The sequence below is a fragment of the Streptomyces sp. NPDC059443 genome (assembly GCF_042750105.1).
Classification (GTDB): Bacteria; Actinomycetota; Actinomycetes; order Streptomycetales; family Streptomycetaceae; genus Streptomyces.
In genome coordinates, this window is sequence record NZ_JBHYVM010000018.1 from 121,642 (window position 1) to 144,034 (window position 22,393).

At 73.7% G+C, this 22,393-nt stretch carries 20 protein-coding genes (1 of these 20 cut by a window edge); 15 read left to right on the forward strand and 5 right to left on the reverse strand.

The features are described from left to right. Window positions 1-93: 93 nt before the first annotated feature. Window positions 94-1,104 (forward strand): ornithine carbamoyltransferase, encoded by a 1,011-nt coding sequence (argF, locus tag ACFXDJ_RS19300; protein ID WP_384656224.1) that lies wholly within the window; start codon window positions 94-96, stop codon window positions 1,102-1,104. 58 nt (window positions 1,105-1,162) lie between these two features. Here argF and ACFXDJ_RS19305 read toward each other — a convergent pair whose 3' ends face one another. Then, entirely contained in the window at window positions 1,163-1,609 is a 447-nt protein-coding gene (locus tag ACFXDJ_RS19305; protein ID WP_384656222.1) for an ATP-binding protein, read from the reverse strand. Window positions 1,610-1,839: 230 nt separating this feature from the next. Between ACFXDJ_RS19305 and ACFXDJ_RS19310 the strand changes: the two genes are divergently transcribed. Together ACFXDJ_RS19310 and ACFXDJ_RS19315 are read left to right on the forward strand one after the other, a co-directional pair. Continuing rightward, window positions 1,840-2,667 (forward strand): enoyl-CoA hydratase family protein, encoded by an 828-nt coding sequence (locus ACFXDJ_RS19310; RefSeq protein WP_384656219.1) that lies wholly within the window; start codon window positions 1,840-1,842, stop codon window positions 2,665-2,667. 19 nt (window positions 2,668-2,686) lie between these two features. Further along, window positions 2,687-5,038: a bifunctional salicylyl-CoA 5-hydroxylase/oxidoreductase gene (locus ACFXDJ_RS19315; RefSeq protein WP_384656236.1), complete on the forward strand. Its 2,352-nt coding sequence runs from the start codon at window positions 2,687-2,689 to the stop codon at window positions 5,036-5,038. Between the two features lie 19 nt (window positions 5,039-5,057). Here the strand turns inward: ACFXDJ_RS19315 and ACFXDJ_RS19320 are convergent, their stop codons facing one another. The 3 genes from ACFXDJ_RS19320 to ACFXDJ_RS19330 all read right to left on the reverse strand — a co-directional run bounded on the left by ACFXDJ_RS19320 (window position 5,058) and on the right by ACFXDJ_RS19330 (window position 8,459). Then, window positions 5,058-5,897: a GNAT family N-acetyltransferase gene (locus ACFXDJ_RS19320; RefSeq protein WP_384656216.1), complete on the reverse strand. Its 840-nt coding sequence runs from the start codon at window positions 5,895-5,897 to the stop codon at window positions 5,058-5,060. Window positions 5,898-5,987: 90 nt separating this feature from the next. After that, a complete protein-coding gene (locus ACFXDJ_RS19325; RefSeq protein ID WP_384656214.1) occupies window positions 5,988-6,788 on the reverse strand; it encodes a PaaX family transcriptional regulator C-terminal domain-containing protein in 801 nt (266 codons plus the stop codon). 18 nt (window positions 6,789-6,806) lie between these two features. After that, window positions 6,807-8,459: an AMP-binding protein gene (locus ACFXDJ_RS19330; protein ID WP_384656211.1), complete on the reverse strand. Its 1,653-nt coding sequence runs from the start codon at window positions 8,457-8,459 to the stop codon at window positions 6,807-6,809. Between the two features lie 319 nt (window positions 8,460-8,778). Here ACFXDJ_RS19330 and ACFXDJ_RS19335 point away from each other — a divergent pair, with 319 nt between their 5' ends. The 4 genes from ACFXDJ_RS19335 (at window position 8,779) to ACFXDJ_RS19350 (ending at window position 11,621) form a co-directional block, all read left to right on the forward strand. Beyond that, window positions 8,779-9,903 carry an acyl-CoA dehydrogenase family protein gene (locus ACFXDJ_RS19335; RefSeq protein ID WP_384656235.1) on the forward strand — a complete coding sequence of 375 codons (1,125 nt, stop codon included), beginning with the start codon at window positions 8,779-8,781 and terminating at the stop codon, window positions 9,901-9,903. Then, a complete protein-coding gene (locus ACFXDJ_RS19340; RefSeq protein WP_384656209.1) occupies window positions 9,900-10,298 on the forward strand; it encodes a RidA family protein in 399 nt (132 codons plus the stop codon). Before ACFXDJ_RS19335 ends, ACFXDJ_RS19340 begins: the two co-directional genes overlap by 4 nt. 106 nt (window positions 10,299-10,404) lie before the next feature. Beyond that, a complete protein-coding gene (locus ACFXDJ_RS19345) occupies window positions 10,405-10,806 on the forward strand; it encodes a hypothetical protein (RefSeq protein ID WP_384656206.1) in 402 nt (133 codons plus the stop codon). 149 nt (window positions 10,807-10,955) lie between these two features. Further along, entirely contained in the window at window positions 10,956-11,621 is a 666-nt protein-coding gene (locus tag ACFXDJ_RS19350; RefSeq protein WP_384656203.1) for a hypothetical protein, read from the forward strand. Between the two features lie 27 nt (window positions 11,622-11,648). On the opposite strand, the gene ACFXDJ_RS19355 is transcribed toward ACFXDJ_RS19350, so the two are convergent. Beyond that, window positions 11,649-13,031: an aminopeptidase P family protein gene (locus tag ACFXDJ_RS19355; protein WP_384656201.1), complete on the reverse strand. Its 1,383-nt coding sequence runs from the start codon at window positions 13,029-13,031 to the stop codon at window positions 11,649-11,651. A gap of 217 nt (window positions 13,032-13,248) precedes the next feature. Between ACFXDJ_RS19355 and ACFXDJ_RS19360 the strand changes: the two genes are divergently transcribed. The 8 genes from ACFXDJ_RS19360 to ACFXDJ_RS19395 all read left to right on the forward strand — a co-directional run. Further along, entirely contained in the window at window positions 13,249-15,630 is a 2,382-nt protein-coding gene (locus ACFXDJ_RS19360) for a collagenase (protein ID WP_384656198.1), read from the forward strand. 162 nt (window positions 15,631-15,792) lie between these two features. Next, window positions 15,793-16,938, forward strand: a complete 1,146-nt coding sequence (locus ACFXDJ_RS19365) for an NAD(P)/FAD-dependent oxidoreductase (protein ID WP_384664219.1) — start codon at window positions 15,793-15,795, stop codon at window positions 16,936-16,938. Window positions 16,939-17,139: 201 nt separating this feature from the next. Next, window positions 17,140-17,475: a (2Fe-2S)-binding protein gene (locus tag ACFXDJ_RS19370; RefSeq protein WP_384662863.1), complete on the forward strand. Its 336-nt coding sequence runs from the start codon at window positions 17,140-17,142 to the stop codon at window positions 17,473-17,475. Beyond that, complete coding sequence (locus tag ACFXDJ_RS19375) at window positions 17,456-18,979, forward strand: NAD(P)/FAD-dependent oxidoreductase (protein ID WP_384662860.1); 1,524 nt, start codon at window positions 17,456-17,458, stop codon at window positions 18,977-18,979. The genes ACFXDJ_RS19370 and ACFXDJ_RS19375 overlap by 20 nt, the downstream gene beginning before the upstream one ends. A gap of 76 nt (window positions 18,980-19,055) precedes the next feature. Next, the gene (locus ACFXDJ_RS19380; RefSeq protein WP_384662858.1) at window positions 19,056-19,988 is read left to right on the forward strand and encodes a dihydrodipicolinate synthase family protein; all 933 of its coding nucleotides are present in this window, start codon (window positions 19,056-19,058) and stop codon (window positions 19,986-19,988) included. Window positions 19,989-20,017: 29 nt separating this feature from the next. After that, entirely contained in the window at window positions 20,018-21,022 is a 1,005-nt protein-coding gene (locus ACFXDJ_RS19385) for a proline racemase family protein (RefSeq protein WP_384662856.1), read from the forward strand. Continuing rightward, the gene (locus ACFXDJ_RS19390; protein ID WP_384662853.1) at window positions 21,019-22,104 is read left to right on the forward strand and encodes a proline racemase family protein; all 1,086 of its coding nucleotides are present in this window, start codon (window positions 21,019-21,021) and stop codon (window positions 22,102-22,104) included. Before ACFXDJ_RS19385 ends, ACFXDJ_RS19390 begins: the two co-directional genes overlap by 4 nt. Beyond that, window positions 22,101-22,393, forward strand: the beginning of a protein-coding gene (locus ACFXDJ_RS19395; RefSeq protein WP_384849772.1) for an ornithine cyclodeaminase family protein. It continues 853 nt past the right edge of the window; 293 of the gene's 1,146 nt are visible here — the first part of the coding sequence; the start codon lies at window positions 22,101-22,103; its stop codon lies off the right edge, out of view. Before ACFXDJ_RS19390 ends, ACFXDJ_RS19395 begins: the two co-directional genes overlap by 4 nt.

Sequence of the window (22,393 nt, forward strand, 5' to 3'; positions counted from 1 at the left end):
GGGGCGGAGAGCCGCGTACGGGGCTCTGTATATCAATGCATGGTGTCGTATAGACTTCCAGTGTTCCCCTGTCACCGTGACTCTGGAGTCCCCATGGCCACCGACCTCGTCGGCCGCAGTTTCCTCAAGGAGCTCGATTTCACCGCCGCCGAGTTCCGCGGCCTGATCGAGCTCGCCGCCGAACTCAAGGCGGCCAAGAAGGCCGGGACCGAGCAGCGCCTCCTCCAGGGCAAGAACATCGCCCTGATCTTCGAGAAGACCTCGACGCGCACGCGCTGCGCGTTCGAGGTCGCCGCCGCCGACCAGGGCGCCCACACCACGTACCTCGACCCCTCCGGCTCCCAGATGGGACACAAGGAATCGGTCAGGGACACCGCGCGGGTCCTGGGCCGGATGTTCGACGGCATCGAGTACCGGGGCGACGCGCAGGACACCGTCGAGGAGCTCGCCGCCCACGCCGGAGTGCCCGTCTTCAACGGTCTCACCGACGACTGGCACCCCACCCAGATGCTGGCCGACGTGCTGACGATGACCGAGCACTGTGCCAAGCCGCTGGAGCGGATCGCCTTCGCCTACCTCGGCGACGCCCGCTTCAACATGGGCAACTCCTACCTGGTCACCGGCGCGTTGCTGGGCATGGACGTACGGATCGTCGGGCCGGAGCACTACTGGCCGGCCGAGCCGGTGGTGGCTGCGGCGCGCGAGCTCGCCGCCGCGAGCGGCGCACGGATCACGCTCACCGAGGACGTGGCGGAGGGAGTGGGCCAGGCGGACTTCGTCCTGACCGACATCTGGGTGTCCATGGGCGAGCCCAAGGAGGTCTGGGACGAGCGGATCGAGGCCCTGACCCCGTACGCCGTCACCATGGACGTGCTGCGCGCCACCGGGAACCCGGACGTGAAGTTCATGCACTGCCTGCCGGCCTTCCACGACCTCGGCACCAAGGTGGCGCGGGAGATCCACGAGCGGCACGGGCTGGAGTCGCTGGAAGTGACGGACGAGGTGTTCGAGTCCGCGCACTCGGTCGTCTTCGACGAGGCCGAGAACCGGCTGCACACCATCAAGGCGGTCCTCGTCGCGACGCTCGCGAAGCCCGGCGCATAGTCATGCGCCGAAGGCGCGGCCGGATCCGGATCCGGGGCCGGTCGGGCCGCCGGCCGGTCTAGGCGGCGGGCCGGGCCGGCAGGGTGAACCACACGGCTTTGCCGTGCGGGGTGCGGCGGTGGCCGCAGGCCGAGCTCAGGGTCCTGATCAGCAGCAGGCCGCGGCCGTGCTCCTGCCAGGGGTCGGGGTGGGCGTCGTCCGGGCGGGCGCCGGTGAGGTCGGCGGGGGCGTGCGGATCCCCGTCGTGAACCTCGACCTGGCAGCCGTTCGCCAGCAGCTCCACGACGAGCTCGATCGGGGCGGTGCCGGGGGTGTGCTCGACGGCGTTGGCGACCAGTTCGGCGGTGAGCAGCTCCGCGGTGTCGCTGTCGGCGGGCGCGTCGATGTCCGCGAGGGCGGTACGGATGAGGGCGCGGGCGATCGGCACGGCCGCGGCCGTGTGCGGCAGGGCGATCCGCCAGGCGTGTGCGTCGCGGGGGTGGGGGATGTCGGAGTCGTCGGGCAAGGCAGGACCGTCCGTTCCGTGGGGTTGCAGGGGGTGTGGTGGGGGAAATCCTGCTTTCAACGATACGAAGTGGAAATGTCACGTCGTAGGGCACCCCGACGTGAGCGCAAGGGACGTCGGCCATCACCGGTTCGGGACTTTCGGTGCGTGTGGCGCTCGGGCCCACCAGCGGACACTCGTTTATCGCGCTTCCATGACGATGGTCACGATGCGGTGATACCTTCGGGAGCGTGAGCCCCTTCCTTGGTTCCACACCAGCGACCGAACGGTGGCGCCACCTGCGGGTGGACCGGCAGGACGGCGTCGCCACCGTCACCCTCGACCGCCCCGAAAAGCTGAACGCGCTCACCTTCGGCGCCTACGCCGACCTGCGCGATCTGCTCGCCGAACTGTCCAGGGAGCGTTCCGTACGCGCCCTCGTGCTCGGCGGAGAAGGGCGCGGTTTCTGCTCCGGCGGCGACGTGGACGAGATCATCGGCGCCACCCTCGCGATGGACACCGCCCAGCTCCTCGACTTCAACCGGATGACCGGCCAGGTGGTGCGCGCCCTGCGCGAATGCCCCTTCCCGGTGATCGCGGCCGTGCACGGGGTCGCCGCCGGGGCCGGAGCCGTCATCGCGCTCGCCGCGGACTTCCGGATCGCCGACCCCACCGCCCGCTTCGCCTTCCTCTTCACCCGGGTCGGCCTCTCCGGCGGGGACATGGGCGCCGCGTACCTGCTGCCCCGGGTCGTCGGTCTCGGGCACGCCACCCGGCTGCTGATGTTGGGGGAGCAGGTCAGGGCCCCGGAGGCCGAGCGGATCGGGCTGCTGAGCGAGGTCACCGAGGAGGGCAAGGCCTCCGTACGGGCCGCCGAGCTCGCCGCGCACCTCGCCGCGGGTCCGGCCCTCGCCTACGCGCAGACCAAGGCGCTGCTCACCGCGGAGCTGGACATGCCGCTCGCCGCGTCGGTGGAGCTGGACGCGAACACGCAGGCGCTGCTGATGAACGGCGAGGACTACCGGGAGTTCCACGCGGCCTTCACCGGGAAACGGCCGCCCCAGTGGAAGGGCAGGTGATCCCGTGTCCGCCGGTGACATGACCCACGACCGGATGCGGATCGCCGTCGTGGGCGGCGGACCGGGCGGGCTGTACGCCGCCGCGCTGCTGGCCCGGCAGGGCCATTCGGTGGAGGTCTGGGAGCGGGGCGCCCCCGACGACACCTTCGGCTTCGGGGTGGTGCTCTCCGACGAGACCCTCGGCGGCATCGAAGAGGCCGACGGGGTCGTCTACGCGGCCCTGTGCGCGGAGTTCGTGCGCTGGGACGACGTGGACATCGTGCACCGGGGGCGGCTGCTGACCTCCGGGGGCCACGGCTTCGCCGCGCTCGGGCGCCGCCGGCTGCTGGAGATCCTGCACGAGCGGTGCGCGGGCCTCGGGGTCCGGCTCCGCTTCCGCACCCCGGCGCCCGCCACGGGGACGCTCGCGGCCTCGTACGACCTGGTGGTCGCCGCGGACGGGGTGAACAGCCGGATCCGGGAGGGCGGGGCGGCGCACTTCGGGCCGACGGTGACGGGCGGGCGCTGCCGGTACGTCTGGCTGGCCGCCGACTTCGCCCTGGACTCCTTCCGCTTCGAGATCGCGGAGACCGAGCACGGGGTCATGCAGCTGCACGCGTACCCGTACGCCCGCCCGTCGCCCGACCACCACCCCTCATCGGGGCCCTCCGGGCCGCAGAATCAATTCGGCTCCTCGACCGTGATCGTGGAGATGCGCGAGGAGGTCTGGCGGGCGGCCGGCTTCGACCTGTGCGACGAGGCGGAGTCGGCGTCGCGCTGCGCCAAGATCTTCGGTGAGGCGCTGCGGGGGCGGCCGCTGCGCGGGAACCGCTCGGCGTGGACGCAGTTCCGTACGGTCGTCAACGAGCGCTGGTCGCACGGCAATGTCGTCCTGCTCGGGGACGCGGCGCACACCGCGCACTTCTCCATCGGCTCCGGCACCAAACTGGCGGTGGAGGACGCGCTCGCGCTGGCGCGGGCGGTGGAGGCCGGACCGGACGTGCCCGCCGCCCTGGCCGCCTACGAGGCCGCGCGGCGGCCGGCCGTCGCCTCGACGCAGCGGGCGGCCGCCGCCAGCATGCGGTGGTTCGAGGAGGTCGCCGGGTACGTGGAACAGCCCGCCCGGCAGTTCGCCTTCAACCTCCTCACGCGCAGCCGCCGGGTCACCCACGGGAACCTGGCCCTGCGCGATGCCCGCTTCACCCGGGCGGTGGAGCGGGAATTCGGGTGCCCCGACGCGAGCCCGTCGGATCCGACCCACCCGGCGACGCCGCCGATGTTCACACCGTTCGGCCTGCGCGGACTGACCCTGCGCAACCGGGTCGTGGTCTCCCCGATGGACATGTATTCGGCGGGGAGAGGGGCTTCGGCAGTCGCCGCCGACGGCGTGCCGGGGGACTTCCACCTGGTGCACCTCGGCGCGCGGGCGCTCGGCGGGGCCGGCCTGGTGATGACGGAGATGGTCTGCGTCAGCGCCGAGGGCCGGATCACGCCCGGCTGCACCGGCCTGTACACGCAGGAGCAGGCGGCCGCCTGGGCGCGGATCGCCGAGTTCGTGCACACCTCGGCGCCCGGAACCGCGCTCGGGGTCCAGCTCGGGCACTCCGGCCGCAAGGGGTCGACCCGGCTGATGTGGGAGGGCATGGACGCCCCGCTGCCCGAGGGCAACTGGCCGCTGGTGGCCGCCTCCGCGCTGCCGTACCGGCCCGGGGTCTCGGCCGTTCCGCGCGCCCTGACCACCGCCGACCTCGCCGCCGTCCGCTCCGATTTCGCGGCCGCCGCGGTCCGGGCCGCGAGAAGCGGCTTCGACCTGCTGGAACTGCACTGCGCCCACGGCTACCTGCTCTCCGGGTTCCTCTCCCCGCTCACCAACCACCGCACCGACGCCTACGGCGGCCCGCTGGAGAACCGGCTCCGCTTCCCGCTGGAGGTCTTCGACGCGGTCCGCGCCGTCTGGCCGGCGGACCGACCGATGACGGTCCGGCTCTCGGCCACCGACTGGGCGCCCGGCGGCACCTCGCCCGAGGAGGCCGTGGCCATCGCCGGGGCCTTCGCCGCCCACGGGGCCGATGCCATCGACGTCTCCACGGGTCAGGTGGTGGCGGAGGAGACCCCGGAGTACGGGCGCTCGTACCAGACCCCGTACGCCGACCGGATCCGCAACGCCCTGGGCGTGCCGGTCATCGCGGTCGGTGCGATCTCCTCCTGGGACGACGTCAACTCCCTGCTCCTGGCCGGCCGCGCGGACCTCTGCGCGCTCGGCCGTCCCCACCTCTACGACCCGCACTGGACCCTCCACGCGGCCGCCGAACAGTCCTACACCGGCCCGGCCGCGCCCTGGCCCTCCCCCTACCTCGCGGGCAGCCGCCCACCCCCGGCCGGGCGGGGCTGAGGCCCGCCGGGGACACCCCTCAGGCGAGGACGAGCTCGGCGCGGTCCTCGACCGGGGTGTAGCCGAGGCGCAGATAGATGCGGTTGCTGGTGGGGTTGGACAGGACCGTGAAGAGCAGCACCTCTTCGGCTCCGGCCGCGTACGCCGCTTCGCTCACCGCGTGCGTGACCCCGGCGCCGTAGCCGCGGCCGCGGTGGGCGGGCGGGGTGTAGACCGGGCCCACGCGGGAGGCGCCGGACGCCGGGCGGTGGAACCCGGCCATCGAGACGGGCCCGCCGCCGTCCTCCCAGATCAGCGTGCCCCCGTAGGAGATCCGGTCGAGCAGGAGCCCGTCGGGGACGGTGGCCGGGAGGCCCTCCTCCACGTGGAAGGCGGTCATCCACTCCCGCACGAGGGGCAGATCGGCTTCGGTGGCCCGCCGGCTCCGGCCCGCCGGGGCGGGGTCGGGGGCGAGGAGCCCCGCGAGCCGGTAGAGCCGGAACTCCTCGGTGACCTTCGTCGGCCGGCCCCAGGCCTCCGCGAGGACCTCCGCGTCGGCGCGGCGGGCGTTGAAGGCGCCGATCCCCCCGAGCCGGGGCTCGGAGGCGAGCGCGGCCCCCAGCGCGGGGACGGCCTCCGGCGGCAGCGCGCCGACCAGCAGCGGGTACGGCGGGGTACGGATCACGGCTCCGTCGACCCGGCCGCCGGGCCCGGTCCACCAGCCGAAGAGGGGCTCGCCGGAGCCGAACGCGTCAGGTCCGAGCCGTTCCAGGGAGCGCATGGCGGTGAGCAGTTGGGTATTGACCACGGGATGCGCGGCCACGGTGGCACGTGCCGCGGCCGAGAAGGCCGCCAGATCCGAGCTGAAGGTCCATGTCATGCCCCATCGTGGCGTGGGCGGGGCGGGACCCGCAGCCGCTTTTTCGCGGTCCGGACGGGCCCGGCGCTCCGGGCGGCCCGGGGCCACCGGTCACGGCTCCACGAACCCCGCGCCGACGTCCCGCAGCCGGGTGTGCAGTTCGCCGAAGACCGCCGCCGCGCGGTCGCCCGGCCAGTCCGCCGGGAGGAGGTCGCGGGGCAGGCCCGGGTCGGCGTACGGAAGGCGGCGCCAGCTGTCCAGGGCGAGGAGGTAGCCGCGGTAGGCGGCCTCCGGGGTGGGGGGCGGGCCCTGCTGGAGGGCGCGCAGGGCCGGTTCGTGGAGGTCCAGGAAGTCCTCGTGCTGCTTGGCCAGCGCCGGCAGGTCCCACCAGCGGGCCACCGCCTCCGCCGTCGGGGCGAAGCCGAGGTGGGCGCCGCGGAACAGCTCCACGTACGGGGTCAGGCGCAGCCGGTCCAAGGTGCGCCGGGTCTCCCCGTGCAGATGGGCCGGGGCGATCCAGACGCCCGGCGCCACCGCGCCGAAGCCGAGCCGGGCGAGCCGGGAGCGCAGCAGGTGGCGCTTGGCGCGCTCCTGCTCCGGGACGGAGAACACGGCCAGCAGCCACTCCTGCGACCGGCGCGGGGCCCCGTAGATCCGCCGGTCGCCGTCCTCCAGGAGCTCCCGCGCCTCCTCGGAGAGCTCGTAGCCCGCGGCGCCGTCCCCGGCCCGCGCGGGCAGCAGGAAGCCGCGCCGCTTCAGCCGGGACACCGACGAGCGGACGGACGGGGCGTCCACTCCGGCCGAGCCCAGCAGGCGGACCAGCGCGGATACCGGGACCGGGCCGGGGAAGGCCCGCCCGTAGGCTCCGTAGAACGTGACGATCAGAGATCGCGGGGTGTGCTGCTCTGCCACGAGATCACTGTAGCGAGATCACTGTGCGGGGCGTCCTGCCGGTCGGTCCGGGCCCGTGGCATCGCGCAGCCGGAACCTCTGCAGTTTGCCCGTCGCCGTGCGGGGCAGGGCGGGCAGGAAGACGAAGGTGCGCGGGCACTTGTGCGGGGCGAGTTCGGCCCGCATGAAGGTGCGCAGGTCGTCTTCGGTGAGGACCACGCCCTCCCGGAGGACCGTGTACGCCACCACGACCTGCCCCCGCCGCTCGTCCGGACGGCCGACCACCGCCACCTCCAGCACGTCGGGGTGGCGCAGGAGGGCCTCCTCGACCTCCGGGCCCGCGATGTTGTACCCCGCCGAGACGATCATGTCGTCGGCCCGGGCGACGTAGCGGAAGTAGCCCTCCGCGTCCCGGATATAGGTGTCGCCCGTGACGTTCCAGCCGTCCCGGACGTACTCGCCCTGCCGCGGGTCCGCCAGATAGCGGCAGCCCACCGGCCCCCGTACGGCCAGCAGCCCCGGTTCCTCGTCCGCGACCGGCCGCCCGGCCTCGTCCACCACCCGGGCCTGCCAGCCCGGTACCACCCGGCCGGTGGTGCCGGGGCGGATGTCCTCGTCGGCCGCCGAGATGAAGATGTGCAGCAGCTCGGTCGCGCCGATCCCGTTGATGATCCGCAGGCCCGTGCGCTCGTACCAGGCCTGCCAGGTGGCCGCCGGCAGGTTCTCGCCCGCCGAGACGCAGCGGCGCAGCGCGGAGAGGTCGTAGGCGCCCGTGTCGTACGGGCCCAGCGTGTCCAGCATCGACCGGTACGCGGTGGGCGCGGTGAACAGCACCGACACCCGGTGCTCGGCCAGCGCGGGCAGCAGCCGGCGCGGGGCCGCGTCCGCCATGAGCAGCGCCGAGGCGCCGGCCCGCAGCGGGAAGACGACCAGCCCGCCGAGGCCGAAGGTGAAACCGAGCGGCGGGCTGCCCGCGAAGACGTCGTCGGGGCGGGGGCGCAGCACCTCCCGGGAGAAGGTGTCGGCCACCGCGAGGAGGTCGCGGTGGAAGTGCATGCAGCCCTTGGGGCGCCCGGTGGTCCCCGAGGTGAAGGCGATCAGCGCGACGTCGTCGGCGGAGGTCTCCACCGCCTCGAAGGGCTCCGGATGACCTTGGGCGAGGCGGAGCAGGTCGTCGGGGGAGTCGCCGCCGTACGCGGTGATGCGCAGGCCCGGGACCTCCGCCTTGACCAGGTCCTCGACCACCTCCGCGTGGCACAGGGCGTGGCTCACCCGGGCCATCGCGCACACCGTGGCCAGCTCCTGCGCCCGCTGCTGGGCCAGGACGGTGACGGCCACCGCACCCGCCTTCATCACCGCCAGCCAGCAGGCGGCGAGCCAGGGGCCGGTGGGGCCGCGCAGGAGCACCCGGTTGCCGGGGACCACGCCGAGGTCGGAGCTGAGGACGTGCGCGAGCCGGTCGACGCGGGCGCTCAGCTCCCCGTACGTCCACACCGTGCCGTCCGCGCCGCGGAAGGCGGGGCGGTCCGGGCCGAGCCGGGCGATGGTGGCGTCGAGCAGCTCCACCCCGCAGTTGAGCCGGTCGGGATAGGCCAGCCCGGGGAGTTCGAAGAGGAGCCGCGGCCAGGCGTGCGCGGGTGGCAGGTGGTCGCGGGCGAAGGTGTCACGGTGAGCGGAAGGCTTGAGCTCCAAGGCGGGTTCGCCCCCTTGCGACGGTCCCTTGAGTTGCCGAGAAGGTGGGGCTGTGGGTCTGCCGTGCGGTCGCAGCACGAGCGTATCGTCATGGTGACGGCAGTCAACAGGGCGCGATAGAGGCTGGGGCATTCGGATGACGGGAATCGCGGGATTCGCCGGATCGACCGGGTCTGAGGGGGCCACGGGGTCTGTGGGGGCGGTGGGGTCGGTGGGGGCGAGTGGGTCGGCCGGGTCCGTCGGGTCCGTCGGTTCGGCCGGGGCCGCCGGTTCCGCCGGCTTCGCGCTCGGGGCGGACCGGGAGGAGCGGTGCGCGCGGCTGCGCGAACTGGCGGCGGGGCGGCTGCGGCCGCTGGCCGAGAAGGGGGAGCCGGGCCGGGTCAACCGGCCGCTGTTGGCCGCGCTGGGCGAGGAGGGACTGCTGGAGCGGCTCTTCACCTCGGGCGCGCTGGAACTGTGCCTGCTGCGCGAATCCCTCGCCTACGGCTGCACGGAGGCCGAGACGGCTCTCGCCCTCCAGGGGCTCGGCGCCCACCCGGTGCTGCGCTCGGGCACCGACGCGCAGCGGGACCGCTGGCTGCCGGGGGTGCGGGCCGGGCGGACGGTGGCGGCCTTCGCGCTGAGCGAGCCGGGGGCCGGCTCGGACGCGGCGGCGCTGGAGCTCGAAGCCGTACGGGAGGTACGGGGCGGGGTGGCGGGCTGGCGGCTGCACGGGCTCAAGCGCTGGATCTCCAACGCCCCCGAGGCCGATTTCTACACGGTCTTCGCCCGGACCGGCGAGGGGCCGGGGGCGAAGGGGATCACCGCCTTCCTGGTCCCGGCGGACCGGCCGGGGCTCTCGGGCCGGGCCCTGGACATGCTCTCCCCGCACCCGATCGGCGAGCTGTCCTTCGAGGGGGTCCCGGTCGGCCCGGCCGACCTGCTGGGGGAGCCCGGCCGCGGCTTCCGGGTGGCCATGGACACCCTGAACCTCTTCCGGCCCAGCGTGGGCGCCTTCGCCGTGGGGATGGCCAGGGCCGCGCTGGACGCGACGGTGGCGCACACGGCGGCCCGTACCGCCTTCGGGGGCGTACTGGGAGACCTTCAGGCCGTGGCGCACCGGGTGGCCGAGATGGCCACCCGGACCGAGGCCGCGCGGCTCCTCGTCTACGCGGCCGCGGGCGCCTACGACAGCGGCTCGCCCGAGGTGCCGAGGCGGGCGGCGATGGCGAAGCTGCTGGCGACCGAGACGGCCCAGTACGTGGTCGACCACGCGGTGCAGCTGCACGGGGCCGCGGCCCTCCAGCGCGGGCACCTGCTGGAACACCTCTACCGGGAGGTACGGGCGCCGCGGATCTACGAGGGGGCGAGCGAGGTGCAGCGCACGATCATCGCGAAGGAGCTCTACCGGGACCACTCCCGGGAGACGGCGCAGACGGCGTCGGGGAAGGGGAACGGGGCGTGAGCCTGGAGCGGATCAACCCGGAGGAGCTGTCCCCGGCGACGGGGTTCTCGCACGCGGTGGTCGCGAGCGGGGGGCGGCTGGTGTTCCTGGCCGGACAGACGGCGCTCGACGGCGCGGGCAAGGTGGTGGGCGAGACCCTGCCGCAGCAGTTCGAGCGGGCGCTGACGAACCTGCTCACGGCGCTGGCGGAGGCGGGCGGCTCGCCGGCCGATCTGGCACGGGTCACCGTCTACGCGGTCGACGTCGCGGACTACCGGGCCTCCGTTGCCGAACTCGGGCTGATCTGGCGCCGGTTGGCGGGGCGCGAGTATCCGGCGATGGCGGTCGTGGGCGTGGTCAGGCTGTGGGACGAGGACGCGCTCGTCGAGATGGACGGGCTCGCGGTGCTGCCGTAGGTCGTTTGTGCTGGTGGGAGTGGGTGCCTTTGACAGTGGGCGGGGGAGGGTGGAGGGTTGAAATGCCTTATTTCGGGGCAAATCGCCCCTTCATACGCGGAGGTGCATGAACATGCGCCGTGGGTTCGTTGCGGCAGCCGTGACGGGAGCAGCCGGGCTCGCACTCGGTCTGATGCCCGTGGGAAGCGCCTTTGCCGCTACCACTTCTTCTGTCTCGGCTCTGCCCGCGCATCAGTGTTCCGACTGGCGCGGCGACGGTTGGTGGCGTGACTGCTGCGACCCGTCGCGCGGTAACGACCGGCCCAGCTGGTGCTGGGACAACAGCAACTGGAACAACGACAGCTGGAACAACAACTGGGACAACAGCAACTGGAACGACAGCTGGCACGACGGTAACTGGAACAACCACGACGGCAACTGGAACGACAGTTGGAACAACGGTGGTTGGAACAACGACAGCTGGAACGGCGGCCACGACAACTGGCATGACGCCGGCTGGAACCGCTGACGGCCGACGGATGATCCGGGGGTGATCCGGCGGAACGGCTGCGTCCCCGTGCGGACGCCGGGCAGAATTCGGTGCGTTGTGCACGCAGCGAACGCCCGTGCGACCGCCACTCATGGGAGCAGCCGGTGCCGTCTTCTCAAGAGATCCCCTTGACGATCACTCCGAAGCAGGCGACCTACGGCGCGATCGTCCCGGTGACCCTGCCGTCGGGTCCGGTCCGGCTCAGGATCCCGCCGTGCAAGGACGGTGATCTCGTCCGGGTCCGCGTCGGCGGTTCCGAGGTGCTGGCCCGGATCCGGGTGGATCCGGCCGCGGGCGCGGCCGCCTCCGGGCCGGTGCTGGGGCATCCCGGCGGCGGCCCCGGGGCGGCCGCGCGCGGATGCCTGGTGGGGCTCGGCGTCCTCGTCGCCCTCGTCGTGGGCGTGGCGGTGCTGAGCAGCACGAACCGCGAACACGGTCCCGAGGCGGCCCCGACCGCGGTGGGGACCACCCCGGCCGGCGGCGCCGTGCCCGTCCCCGCCCCCGCGCCCTCCCAGGCGGACCCGACGCCGTTCAACCGTGGCACCTGCCTCAACGGCTCGCTGCCGGACTCGACGACCGCGCAGAAGGTCACGGGCGTGGAGGAGGTCTCCTGCTCGGCGTCCGACGCCCACTACCGGGTGATCGAGAGCATCCCGCTGACCTCGGACCTGAACCGCTGCAACGGCAACCCGAAGACGGAGTACGCCTTCTCCTACCGCTACACCCTCAACGGAGCCCCGATCAACCAGTACGTCTACTGCCTGGTCGGCATCGGCTCCTACGCCCGCCACTGAACGGCGGGCCGGGGCCCGCGACGGGTCTCAGCCCTCCAGCAGGTTCCCCATCCACTCCTCGATCCCCGCCACCGTCCGCGGCAGGGCGCCCGACATCAGCCGGGCGCCCCCGGCCGTGATCACCAGGTCGTCCTCGATGCGGACGCCGATGCCGCGCAGCTCCGGCGGGAGGGTCTCGTCGTCGGGCTGGAGGTAGAGCCCCGGCTCGACGGTGAGGACCTGGCCCTCCTCCAGGACCCCGTCCAGGTAGGTGTCCGCCCGCGCCTTCGCGCAGTCGTGCACGTCCAGCCCCAGCATGTGCCCGCTGCTGCACAGGGTGTACCGGCGGTGCAGATCGCCTTCGGCGTGCTTGAGCACGCCCCATTCCGCGAGCCCCTCGGCGATCACCCGCATCCCGGCCCGGTGGAAGTCGCGGAAGCTCGCGCCCGGCCGCAGCGCCGCCATGCCCGCGTCCTGTGCGGCCAGGACCAGCTCGTAGACCTGTCGCTGGACGGGGGAGAACCGTCCCGACAGGGGGAGGGTGCGGGTGATGTCCGCCGTGTAGAGGGTGTCGGTCTCCACGCCCGCGTCCAGCAGCAGGAGTTCGTCCCCGTTCAGCCGGCCGTCGTTGCGGATCCAGTGCAGGACGCACGCGTGCGCGCCCGAGGCGGCGATCGTCTCGTAGCCGGTGCCGTTGCCCTCGGCGCGGGCGCGGCGGTTGAAGACCCCCTCGATCCAGCGCTCTCCGCGCGGGTGGGCCAGCGCGCGCGGGAGGTCCCGTACGACGTCCTCGAAACCGGCCGTGGTGTGGTCGACGGCCAGCTGGAGCTGGGCCACCTCCCACTCGTCCTTGACGAGTCGCAGCTCGGAGAGGGCGGCGGCGAGTGCGGAGTCGGTGGCCGCGTCGCGGCCCGCCGGGCTGCCGAGGGTGTCCAGGTGGGCGCAGCGGATCCCGGAGAGCCGCTCGGCCTCCGCGAGGTCGGGGCGGCGGCCGACCCAGAACTCCCCGTAGCGGCGGTCGCGGTAGAACTCCTCGTTGCCGTCCACGCGCGGAGAGCGGGGGCGCAGGTAGAGGACGGCCTCGTGCGCGTGCGGGCCGGCGGGCTCCAGGACCAGGACGTGGCCGGCCTGGTCCTCGCCGGTGAGCCCGGTCAGCCAGGCGTACGCGCTGTGCGGGCGGAAGCGGTGGTCGCAGTCGTTGGTGCGGACCTTCAGCTCCCCGGCCGGGATGATCAGCCGCTCGCCGGGGAACCGGGCGGAGAGCCGGGCGCGGCGGGCCGGGGTGACGGCGTGGCCGGGGGTCCGGGCGGCGCCGGGGAGCGGTGAGGCCGCCCAGTCCGATGCCATGAACCGGGACAACTCCGGGGATACCGGCAGGTCGTGGCTGCCGATGTTGAGCCCGGCGGTGGGGCGGGAGGGGGTGTCGGTCACGGGGGCTCCCTCAAGAAGATGCGAACTGGTGGGCGCACAGGTCTTGTCAGTGCAATTTCACATTACTATGTTACAGCTCACACCGCGCCACGTTAATCCCCGTCAAACGCCGTGTGACTCGGGGCAGTTCAGGCATTCGCAGGTCAGGCGTTTCGCACTTCAGGTCAGCGGTTCGCGCACCACTTTCCCCCACCTCCCCTCCCAACAGGAGTTCTTGGTGTCCCAGCACAGAGCTGTGCGTTCGTCCCTCCTCTCCGCCGCCGTCGCGGTCACCCTCCTCGCCACCGCGGGCCAGGCCGTGACCCAGGCCGCCGAGACCGGCGCCCCCGCCCGGGTGTCGGGCATATCGACGCCCGACACCTTCACCGCGGGCGCCCCCGGGGCGAACCCGTTCGACGAGGTCGACCACCTCGCGCAGCAGCAGGAGAACGTTCCGGCCCCCGCCCCGGCCCCCGGCGGCCTGGCCGTCGCCGACGGCCGGGTGCCCGGCGCCGCCACCAAGGCCGCCGCCCTCTCCGCGCCCGCCACGAAGACCGGCAAGCTCGCAGCCGCCGCCCAGAGCGACGCCGCGGGCGTCCCCTGCACCCTCGACGGGATCACCGGACTCTCCCCGGAGCAGTTCGCCGACTTCCTCGCCGACCCGGCCGTCACCGCCGACGGCTGCCTGCGCGGCCTCATCTGGACCTGGGACGCGCGCCTGGCGCCCGTCATGTCCGACGCCCACGTCCAGGCCGTCTCCAAGCGGATATCCGCCCTGTCCGCCGCGCACGACGGACGCGACTCCTCGCACCTGGAGGAGATGTTCACCTACCTGCACGCCGTGGTCTACCACGACTACTCGCGCACCGAGATCGACGTCACCGACGCCCCGACCGTCGACGCCATGCGCCGGGCCGTCGCCGACTTCGGCGCCGCCGCCCACACCTTCGACGCCACCGCCTCCAACGCCCGTACCCTGCGCGAGGCCCTCTACGCCGCCAGCGCCCCCGGCCTGCGCCAGTACCAGCTCGGTCTGATCAAGCAGGTCCTGGCCACCCTGGACGCCTCGCACACCGCGACGAACCTGGACGCCGGCTGGGCGGGCGCGGCGCTCGCCGCCCTCTCCGTCAACTACCTCGGCGTGTACCCGGGCAACAACGACACCGCGTTCCAGGCGGCCGCGGCCGGCGACGCCTCGTACCGCGCCGCCTTCAAGAACTTCGCCGGGTACACCCACCTCAAGGGCACCGGCAACGCCTGGGTGGCGCGCGACGCCCTCGGCGAGTACGGCCGCTTCGGCCAGATCGACAGCCTGAAGAGCGGGGTCGTCGCCGACCTCGGCGCCCTGCTGGGCCCGGTCAAGTCCGCCTTCGGCGACGGCAGCGAGCAGTGGGCGAAGATCGTCTCCTGGCTCAACTTCTACGAGGCGTGCAAGCCCTACGGGGTGTGCAAGGAGGACATCGAGAAGCAGCTCTTCCCGAACACCTATACCTACGACAACGGCGGCATCAAGGTCCGCACCGCCCTCGACCGGGCCACCGTCGACCAGCTCTACTACGCGAGCAAGCAGGTCAAGACGCAGTTCCACCGGGTCCTGGGCACCGACCAGCCGCTCACCGGCGACCCCAACACCACGCTGAACATCGTGCTGTACGCCTCCCGCGCGGACTACGTGAACTACCACCCGATCCTGACGGGCTACGGCACCAACAACGGCGGCATCTACATCGAGAACGGCGCGACCTTCTACACCTACCAGCGCCGCGTCCCGCAGGACTCCTCCCTCACCCTCGAAGAGCTCTTCCGCCACGAGTACACGCACTACCTCAACGGCCGCTGGGCCGTCCCCGGCTCCTTCGGCCAGGGCGCCTGGTATGAGGGCGACCGGACCACCGCGATGGACGAGGGCACCGCCGAGTTCTTCGACGGAGCGACCCGCGACAACGGCATCGCCGTACGCAAGTCCCTGGTCAAGGGCATCATCAACGACACGGCCGGCGGCGGCCCGCGCATGACGGTGGAGCAGCTGCTGCACGCCACGTACGCCGGGGACGGCTTCCGCTTCTACAACTACGCGGGCACCTTCTTCGAGTTCCTGTGGACCGAACACCCCTCGCTCCTGCGCGAGATGTACGGCTACCAGCGCGCCAACGACCCGGCCGGCTTCGACGCCTGGCGCAGCCGGATGGGCGCGGACGCGAACATTCAGCGCGACTACAACCGCTTCCTGGACACCCTGATCGCCAAGGTGGACCAGCTGTACGTGCCGAACACCTCCTTCACCGCGAACGCGCAGCTGCGCGACGCGGCGCTGGCGGACGTGAAGTCCTCCTTCTACACGGCCACCTACAGCAACCCGGACTGCGTGGAGAACGGGGACGCGGGCAAGCGCCGGTTCACGTGTACCGGCAAGATCACCGCGAACCTGTCGAACTGGCGCAGCGACGACCAGAACTTCAAGGACATGTCCGAGACGGTCGACTACTTCATCCTCGACCGGGCGGGCGCGGCCTCGAACAACCTGGCCGACATGAACTGTTCCTTCGGCCCCGTGGACATCTGGACCAACCACGTGGCGGGCACGTCGAGTTACAGCTGTGAGGGTCCGCTCCGCAGCTGATCCGACGCAGGCCGGTCCCGCCGCCCGGCGGGGGCGGGACCGGCCTGTTCCACTTCTCTGTTCCCCATCTAAAGAATGTGACATATTACTGCCGTGGCCAAGAGACACCCCTCCCCGCCGAGCCGCCCGCTGGGCCGCCCGCCGATCCGCCCGCCCGACGTCGTGATCATCGGCGCGGGCGTCGTCGGGGCCGCGTGCGCGTACTACGCGGCGCGCGCCGGACTCTCCGTGGCCGTCGTCGACCGGGGCCCGGTCGCGGGCGGCACCACCGGCGCCGGCGAGGGCAACCTCCTCGTCTCCGACAAGGAAGCCGGCCCCGAGCTGGACCTCGCGCTGCTGTCGGCGCGCCTGTGGCGGGAGCTCGCCCTCGAACTCCCCGAGGAGATCGAGTACGAGGCCAAGGGCGGCCTGGTCGTCGCGGCCGACGAGGCCACGGTGAAGGCGCTACGGGGCTTCGCGGACGGCCAGCGCGCCGCCGGGGTCGAGGCGGTCGAGGTCGGGCCGGGCGAACTGCGGGACCTGGAGCCCCATCTGGCTCCGGACCTGGCGGGCGGTTTCCACTACCCGCAGGACGCCCAGGTCCAGCCGGCCCAGGCGGCGGCGCGGCTGCTCGCGGCCTCCGGGGCGCAGGTGTACCTGGGGGAGGAGGTCACGACCCTGCTGCGCGGCCCGGCGGGCGAGCTCCGCGGGGTCCGCACGACCCGCCGCGAACTCCTCGCCCCGGCCGTCGTCAACGCGGCGGGCACCTGGGGCGGGGCGGTGGCCGCGCTGGCCGGGGTCGAGCTCCCGGTCCTGCCCCGGAAGGGGTTCGTCCTCGTCACGGAGCCGCTGCCCAGGGTGGTGCGGCACAAGGTCTACGCCGCGGACTACATCGCGGACGTGGCGAGCGGCTCGGCCTCGCTCCAGTCCTCGGCGGTGGTCGAGGGCACCCCCGCCGGGCCGGTCCTCATCGGGGCGACGCGGGAACGGGTGGGCTTCGACCGCTCGCTGTCGACGGAGGCGCTGCGGCGTCTGGCGACGCAGGCGGCGGCGCTCTTCCCCGTCCTGGCGGACGTCCGGGTGCTGCGGGTCTACCACGGCTTCCGGCCCTACCTGCCGGACCACCTCCCGGCGATCGGCCCGGACCCGCGGGTGCCGGGCCTGCTCCACGCGTGCGGCCACGAGGGCGCGGGCATCGGCCTGGCCCCGGCGACGGGAGCCCTGATCGCGGCGGCACTGACGGACTCGGCCCCGCCGCTGACGGGCACGGGCCCGCCGCTGGACCCAGCCCCGTTCGCCCCGTCCCGCTTCGCGGAGCCGGTTCGATGACCGGACGGTCAATCCAGCCCCGCCGGCCAATTCCAGCCCCGCCGGCGATTGAGGCGCGGGGTCCGGGGCGGAGCCCCGGGGTCTTGAGGGGTCCGGGCGCAGCCCGGGGAACGGTGGAAGGGCGGGTAGGGGACGGCCCCCGCAGGGCAACAGGGCTGCACGACGCACCCGGCCAGAGGAACTGAGAGGAGAACGGAAGTGATGAGCGAAGCGACGACCGGCCGGCGAAGGTCACCCCGCGACCTGGTCGGCGGCACCCCGGCGGAAACCTGGACCCTCCGCTTCGACGGCCGAGAACTGCCCGCGCAAGCCGGGCAGAGCATCGCCGCCGTCCTCTGGTCCGCCGGCATCCTCGCCTGGCGGACCACCCGTGAGAACGCCGCCCCCCGCGGCGCGTTCTGCGGGATCGGCAGCTGCTACGACTGCCTCGTCACCGTCAACGACCGCCCGAACCAGCGCGCGTGCCTCGTCCCCGCCCGCCCCGGCGACTCCGTCACCACCCAGGAGGGCACCGGCCATGCCGACCTCGCCATCTGACACCCCCGGCAGCCCGGCCGACCAGGCCCCCGCAGACCTCGCCGTCGTAGGCGCCGGCCCCGCCGGCCTCGCCGCCGCCGTGACCGCCGCGGGCTTCGGGCTGCGCGTGGTCCTCCTCGACTCGGGGGAACGGCCCGGCGGGCAGTACTACCGCCACCCGGCGCCCGGACTCGGAGCGGCCCGCCCCGAAGCCCTGCACCACGGGTGGGCCGCCTTCGCCTCGCGCGAAGCCGCGCTGCGGGAACACGAGGGGGCCGGGAGGGTCACGTACCTTCCCCTCCACCACGTCTGGACCGTGCTCCCGGACCAGGAGCGGGACCCCGGGCAGGGCTGGATCCTGCACGCCGTCGTGGGCCCCGGCTCCGGCTCAGGCCCCGGCTCAGGCCCCGGCACGGGCTCCGGCCCCGACGCCACCGCGCCCGCGACCGTCCGCGCCCGCGCGGTCCTGCTCGCGACCGGAGCCTACGAGCGCCAGCTCCCCTTCCCCGGCTGGACCCTGCCCGGGGTCGTGGGGGCCGGCGGGGCCCAGGCCATGCTCAAGAGCGGGCTCGTGCTTCCGGGCAAGCGGGTGGTCGTCGCCGGGAGCGGGCCCCTGCTGCTCGCCGTGGCCGGCTCGCTCGCCGCCGCCGGAGCCCGGGTGCCCGCCGTGGTGGAGGCCGCCTCCTACACCGGGTACGCCGGCCACGCCCCGGCGCTGCTCCGCAACCCCGCCAAGCTCGCCGAAGGCGCCACGTACGGCAGTGCCCTGCTCCGCCACGGCGTCCGGCTCCTCGCCCGGCACGCCGTCACCGAAGCCCACGGGACCGGCCGGGTCGAGGCCGTCACCGTGGCCCGGCTCGACCGCGACTGGCGCCCGGCCCCCGGAACCGCGCGCCGCATCCCCTGCGATGCCGTCGCCGTGGGCCACGGGCTGGTGCCCCAGCTGGAGCTGGCCACCGGCCTCGGCTGCGCCACCCTCCGCAGCCCCGACGGCACCATCGCCCTGGAGCTGGACCCCGGCCAGCGGACCTCGGTCCCCGGGATCTGGTCCGCCGGGGAGACCGGCGGTATCGGCGGCGCCCAACTGGCGTTGGCCGAAGGGGAGATCGCCGCCCGGGCCATCGCGGGCCGGCCCGTTCCGGCCCGCCTCGTCCGCACCCGTACGCGGCTGCGCGCCTTCGCCGCCGCCATGGCCGGCGCCCACCGCCCGGGCCCCGGCTGGACCGGCTGGCTGCGCGAGGACACCGACGTGTGCCGCTGCGAGGAGGTCCCGGTGTCCCGGATCAGGGAGGCCGTCGAAGACCTGGGCGCGCGGGACGCCCGTACGGTCAAACTCCTCACCCGGGCCGGCATGGGCTGGTGCCAGGGCCGGATGTGCGGCCCGGCCGTCGCCGCGCTCGCGGGAGGCGAGTCCGACCCCGACCGCAGGCCGCTGTCCTGCCCGGTCCCGCTGCGCCACCTCGCCGGACTTCCCCGCGAAGCCCCGGCCGGCCTTCCTGTCGAACTTCCCACCCCAGAAGGCTGATCAGGCGCGCCGCAGCTCTTGTGGCCGCCTCACGCCCGCTAGTAAAATGTCACACATCACTCTAGGGAGCTCTCTCATGACCCACGCGCACACCCCCGCGCCCACCACCGCCACGGACACCCGCACCCGCCCCTGGCACGGCATCATGGTCGCCACCGCGCTACCCCTGCGGGAAGACCTGAGCGTCGACTACGACGCCTACGCCGAACACGTGGCCTGGCTGATCGCGAACGGCTGCGACGGCGTGGTCCCCAACGGCTCCCTCGGCGAGTACCAGACCCTCACCGACGAAGAGCGCGCACGCGTCGTGCGTACCGCCGTCGAGGCCGCCGGGGACGGCGCCCGCGTCATGCCCGGCGTCGCCGCCTACGGCAGCGCCGAGTCCCGCCGCTGGGCCGAACAGGCCGCCGAGGCCGGCGCCGGGTCCGTCCTGCTCCTGCCGCCCAACGCCTTCCGCGCCGACGAGGGCGCCGTCCGCGCGCACTACGCCGAGACCGCCCGCGCCGGGCTGCCCGTGGTCGCGTACAACAACCCCATCGACACCAAGGTGGACCTGCTCCCGCCCCTCCTCGCCCGGCTCCACGCCGACGGCTCCATCGTCGCCGTCAAGGAGTTCAGCGGAGACGTCCGCCGCGCCTACGAGATCGCCGAACTCGCCCCGGGCCTCGACCTGTTGATCGGAGCCGACGACGTCCTGCTCGAACTGGCCCTGGCCGGGGCCGTCGGCTGGATCGCCGGCTACCCCAACGCCCTCCCGCAGTCCTGCGCCACCCTCTACCGGGCCGCCGTCGCGGGGGACCTCGCCACCGCGCTCCCGCTCTACAAGTCCCTGCACTCGTTGCTGCGCTGGGACTCCAAGACCGAGTTCGTCCAGGCCATCAAGCTCTCCATGGACCTGGCCGGCCGGCCCGGTGGCGCCACCCGCCCGCCCCGCTTCCCGCTGACCGGCGAGATCGAGGCCGCCGTCCGCGCCGCCACCGAGAAGGCCCTCGCCGAGGGCCTCAACTAACCAACCCACCAGGACAGTCAGGGGACTCCATGCGCACGCGCCACATCTACCACGCGGTGGACTCGCACACCGAGGGCATGCCCACCCGGGTGATCACCGGGGGAGTCGGGGTGATCCCCGGCGCCACCATGGCCGCCAAACGGCTCCACTTCATCGAGCACCTGGACCACGTCCGGACCCTGCTCATGTACGAACCGCGCGGCCACTCCGCGATGAGCGGCGCCATCCTGCAGCCCCCCACCCGTCCCGACGCGGACTTCGGAGTCCTCTTCATCGAGGTGTCCGGCCTGCTCCCCATGTGCGGGCACGGCACCATCGGGGTCGCCACCGTCCTGGTCGAGACCGGCATGGTCCCGGTCGTCGAGCCGGTCACCACCGTCCGGCTCGACACCCCGGCCGGGCTGGTGAGCGTCGACGTGCACGTCGAGGACGGGGCGGCCACCGCCGTCACCCTCACCAACGTCCCCTCCTTCAGCGTCGGCCTGGACCTCAAGGCCGAGGTCCCCGGATACGGCACGGTCACCTACGACCTCGCCTACGGAGGCAACTTCTACGCCTTCGTCGAACTCGACTCCCTCGGGCTGCCCTTCGACCGGGCGCGCGGAGACGACCTGCTCGCCGCGGGCCTCGCCGTCATGGAGGCGATCAACGCCTCCGACGACCGGCCCGCCCACCCCGAGAACCCGGCGATCGGCGGGGTCAAGCACGTCTACCTCGCCGCCCCGGGCTCCGACGCCCGCCGCTCCCGGCACGCGATGGCCATCCACCCCGGCTGGTTCGACCGCTCGCCCTGCGGTACGGGAACCAGCGCGCGCATGGCGCAGCTGCACGCCCGGGGGCTGCTGCCCCTGGACACGGACTTCGTCAACGAGTCCTTCATCGGGACCGAGTTCACGGGCCGGCTCATCGGCGAGACCACCGTGGGCGGGCTCCCGGCCGTCGTGCCCACCGTCACCGGGCGGGCCTGGATCACCGGCACCGCCCAGTACTTCCTCGACCCGTCCGACCCCTTCCCCGGAGGGTTCCTGCTGTGAGCACCACCCCTGAGCCCACCCCGTCGGCCGCCCCCTCGGCCACCCCCTCGGCCACCGTCGTCCGCACCGCCGACTACCACACCGCCGGGGAGCCGTTCCGGATCGTCGACACCCTCGCGACGGGCCTGCCGCCCGTCCCCGGGGACACCGTCGCCGAGCGCTGCGCCACCGTCATCGGGCCGGGAGGCTCCGGCACCGCGCCGAGGCGGGGCGCCCTGGACGACGTACGGCGGCTGCTGGTGCAGGAGCCGCGCGGACACGCCGGGATGTACGGGGGGTTCGTGGTGCCGCCCGACGACGACGGGGCCCACTTCGGGGTGCTGTTCTGGCACAAGGACGGCTACTCCACCGCCTGCGGTCACGGCACCATGGCGCTCGGCGCCTGGGCCGTGGACACCGGCCGGGTCCCCGCCCCCGCCGACGGGGACGTGGCGGTACGGATCGACGTGCCCTCGGGGCGGGTCGGCGCGACCGTGCACCGCGCCGGGGGCCGCACCACCGGGGTCACCTTCCGCAACGTCCCGGCCCGCACCAGCGCCCGCAAGGTGCCCGTCGCCACCACCCTGGGCATGGCCGAGGTGGACATCGCGCACGCCGGGGCCTGTTACGCCTCCGTCCGGGCGCGGGACCTCGGCCTGGAGGTGACCCGGGCCGCGCTGCCCTCGCTGGTGCGGGCCGGAGTGGAGATCCGGGCCGCGCTCGCCACCCACCCGGGGACCTGGCACCCCGGCGGTCCGCTGCTCTCCGGGGTCTACGGGGTGACCCTCTACGAGGAGCTGCCCGACACCCCCTTCGGCCCGCACCAGCGCAACGTCACCGTCTTCGCCGACGGGCAGATCGACCGCTCGCCCTGCGGCTCCGGCACCTCGGCGCGGCTCGCGCTGCTGGCGGAGGACGGGCGGCTGGGGGCGGGGGACGACCTGCTGCACGAGTCGGTGACGGGCACGGTGTTCACCGGCCGGGTCGCCTCGGCCGTCGAGTCCGGGCTGGTCACGGAGGTCACCGGAACCGCGTACCGCACCGGCGAGCACGTCTTCACCGTCGACCCGTACGACGCGCTCGGCGCAGGGTTCCTCCTGTGACGACTCAGGAAGCCGGGATCCGGCAGTTCTCGGCGGCCGAGACGGCCGGGCTGCTGGGCCCGGCCGCCGCCGCGGACGCGCTGGCCGGCGTACTGCGGGCCGGGCTGGACCCGGAGGGCTGCCCGCCGCGCAGCGCCCTGCCGGTGCCGGGCGGCGGGGAGCTGCTGCTGATGCCGGCGGCGGCCGGGGCCTACGCGGGAGTGAAGATCGCGGGCGTGGGGGCGGGGGCGCCCCCCCGCCGCGCCCCCCCCGCGACCCCCCACCACCCGCCGCAGGGAGGGGCCCCCCC